The 3,012-nt window shown below is 73.6% G+C and carries 3 protein-coding genes; all 3 read left to right on the top strand.

Going from position 1 to position 3,012, the window contains the following annotated elements:
• On the top strand, positions 1-667 hold a 667-nt coding region (locus VFW24_18215), incomplete at its 5' end, for a peptidylprolyl isomerase (GenBank protein HEX5268706.1).
• A 4-nt stretch (positions 668-671) separates the two neighbouring features.
• Positions 672-2,195, top strand: a complete 1,524-nt coding sequence (mazG, locus tag VFW24_18220) for a nucleoside triphosphate pyrophosphohydrolase (GenBank protein ID HEX5268707.1) — start codon at positions 672-674, stop codon at positions 2,193-2,195.
• Positions 2,196-2,289: 94 nt separating this feature from the next.
• The coding region (eno, locus tag VFW24_18225; GenBank protein ID HEX5268708.1) for a phosphopyruvate hydratase at positions 2,290-3,012 on the top strand (723 nt) is incomplete at its 3' end.

Below are 3,012 nucleotides of genomic sequence, written 5' to 3' on the forward strand. Positions count from 1 at the left end.
CCAGGGCGTGTTCGAGAAGTTCCCCAAGGAGTACCAGGACGTGCTGGTCCGCCGGCAGGCGGAGATCACCGCCCTGGCCGCATCGATCGCCGGGGTCGACATCTCACCGGCGGGTATTGCCGCCTACGCCTCGGCCCACCCCGGCGCCGTCTCGAACGTGTGCGCCCAGTGGATCACGGTCCCCGACCTGGCCACCGGGGCCACCGTCGTGAACGACCTGAAGGCGGGCAAGTCCTTCTCCGCCGAGGCCCAGGCCAAGTCGACCGACGGCAACACCAACAGCTCAGGCGGCCAGCTCGGTTGCCACGCCGGCCTGCTGTACGCCCAGCTGGGCGCCGAGGTCGAGCAGGCCGTCACCACGATCCCTCTGGGCCAGCTCAGCCCCCCGGTGCTGGGCACCGTGACGGACCCGAACACCGGGACTCCCCGCCAGAGCCTGGCGATCGTGGAGGTCACTTCCCGCAGCCCGCTGGCCGAGTCCGACGCCGCCACGGCCATCCGCCAGCAGCTGACCGGCCAGGCCCAGAACGCGGTGGGCCAGGCCATCGAGCCGGTCGTGGCCCGCGCCGCTGTGACCCTCGACGCCCGCTACGGCCACTGGGTCACCTCGGGCAGCAACGGGCCCGAGGTGGTGGCGCCGGCGGCGCCCAAGGTCCGCAGCGGGTAGCCCGGTGGCCACCGTCGTCGTGGTGGGCCTGGGGCCGGCGGGGCCGGAGCTGGTGACCGCCGAGGCGGCGGAGGCGATCGCCGCCGCCCCGCCCGGAGGGTGCTTCCTCCGGACGTCCCGGCACCCGGCGGCGGCGGCCGTGCCCGGGGCCCGGGCCTTCGACGACCTCTACGAGGCGGCGGACAGCTTCGACGCCGTGTACGCCGGCATCGTCGACGCCCTGGTCGAGGCGGCCGAGGACCAGGCGTCCACCGGCGGCGGGCCGGTCGTCTACGCCGTGCCGGGGAGCCCCTCGGTGGCCGAGGCCACAGTCGGGCTGCTCCGGGCCGATCCTCGGGTGGAGGTGCGCACGGTCCCGGGCGTGTCGTTCCTCGACCTGGCGTGGGACCGCCTCGGCGTGGACCCGATGGCCGCCGGGGCCCGCCTGGTCGACGCCGCCGCCTTCCCGGTGGAGGCGGCCGGCAGCACCGGCCCCCTGATCGTGGGCCAGTGCTGGAACCGCGACCTCCTGTCGGGGCTCAAGCTGGCGGTGGCCGAGGCGCCCGAGAGCGGGGCGGTCCTGCTGCACCACCTCGGGCTCCCGGACGAGGCGGTGGTGGCGGTGAGCTGGGCCGACCTCGACCGGGCCCTGGAGCCCGATCACCTGACCAGCGTGTGGATCCCGCAGCTGGCGGCGCCGGTCGGTGCCGAGCTGCTCCGGCTGGCCGAGCTGGTGCGGACCCTCCGCCAGCGCTGCCCCTGGGACCGCGAGCAGACCCACTCGAGCCTCACCCGCCACCTGCTCGAGGAGTCCTACGAGGTGCTGGAGGCGATCGAGGGGCTGGACCGGGCGGGGGGGCCGACGCCGGCCGCCTTCGCCCATCTCGAGGAGGAGCTCGGGGACCTCCTCTTCCAGGTCTACTTCCACGCCACTCTGGCGGCGGAGGAGGGCCAGTTCGGCCTGGCCGACGTGGCCCGGGGCATCCACGACAAGCTCGTCGGCCGCCACCCCCACGTGTTCGGGGACGTGGCGGTGGACAGCGCCGAGCAGGTGATGACCAACTGGGAGCGGATCAAGAAGGAGGAGAAGGGGCGCCAGAGCGTGATGGACGGCGTCCCCGGCAACCTCCCCGCCCTCCACCACGCCAACAAGGTCCAGCGCAAGGCGGGGTCGGTCGGCTTCGACTGGGACGGGGTGGAGGGCCCGCTGGCCAAGATCGACGAGGAGCTGGCCGAGGTCAGGATCGCCCTGGCGGCGCATCCCGCCCGGCCCGGTCAGGTGCCCGATCCCGAGGTGAAGGTCGAGATCGGGGACCTGCTGTTCAGCGTGGTGAACGTGGCTCGCCACGCCGGCGTCGACCCCGAGGCGGCCCTGCGGGCCAGCAGCGCCGAGTTCGTCCGCCGCTTCCGGCTGGTCGAGGAGCGGGCCGGGGCCGAGGGCGTGGACATGGACGCCGCCGACCTCGCCACCCTCGACCGCCTCTGGCATGAAGTCAAGACGGCCGCCGGTGGGGCTGGGGCCCCACCTGGTGGAGGAGCCGGGGCGTAGGGGACCCGGCGGGGAATGTCCCGAACGCTCCTAGTAATGACTGTGCCACAGTTGTAACTTCTACAACAGCGGCAACAGGAGCAACAGGGGACTCGTGAGCGCCATCCAGACCGTCGTCGGCCGCCAGGTCCTCGACTCCCGCGGCAACCCGACCGTCGAGGCCGAGGTGCTGCTCGAGTCCGGGGCCGGGGGCCGGGCCATCGTGCCCTCGGGCGCGTCCACCGGGACCTTCGAGGCGGTGGAGCTGCGCGACGGAGGGGAGCCGTTCGGGGGCAAGGCGGTGACCGGCGCCGTCGGGCACGTGAACGGGGAGATCGCCCGGGCGGTGGAGGGCATGGAGGCCCTCGACCAGCGGACCTTGGACCTGGCGCTGATCGACCTCGACGGCACCCCGAACAAGGCGCGCCTCGGGGCCAACGCCATACTGGCGGTCTCGCTGGCGGTGGCCAAGGCGGCGGCCGACGAGCTCGGCCTTCCCCTGTACCGCTACGTCGGCGGCGCCGACGCCCACGTCCTGCCGGTCCCGATGATGAACGTGATCAACGGCGGGGCCCACGCCGACAACAACATCGACCTGCAGGAGTTCATGATCATGCCGGTCGGCGCCGCCTCCTACGCCGAGGGGCTGCGCTGGGGCGCCGAGGTCTACCACCGCCTCCGGGCCCTGCTCCACGGCCGAGGGCTGTCGACGGCGGTGGGGGACGAGGGCGGCTTCGCCCCTGACCTGGCGTCGAACGAGGAGGCCATCCGCATCTTGGTCGAGGCCATCGAGAAGGCCGGCTTCACGCCCGGCGAGCAGATCGCCCTCGCCCTCGAC

It is taken from the genome of Acidimicrobiales bacterium, from assembly GCA_036273495.1.
Taxonomy (GTDB): Bacteria; Actinomycetota; Acidimicrobiia; order Acidimicrobiales; family JAJPHE01; genus DASSEU01.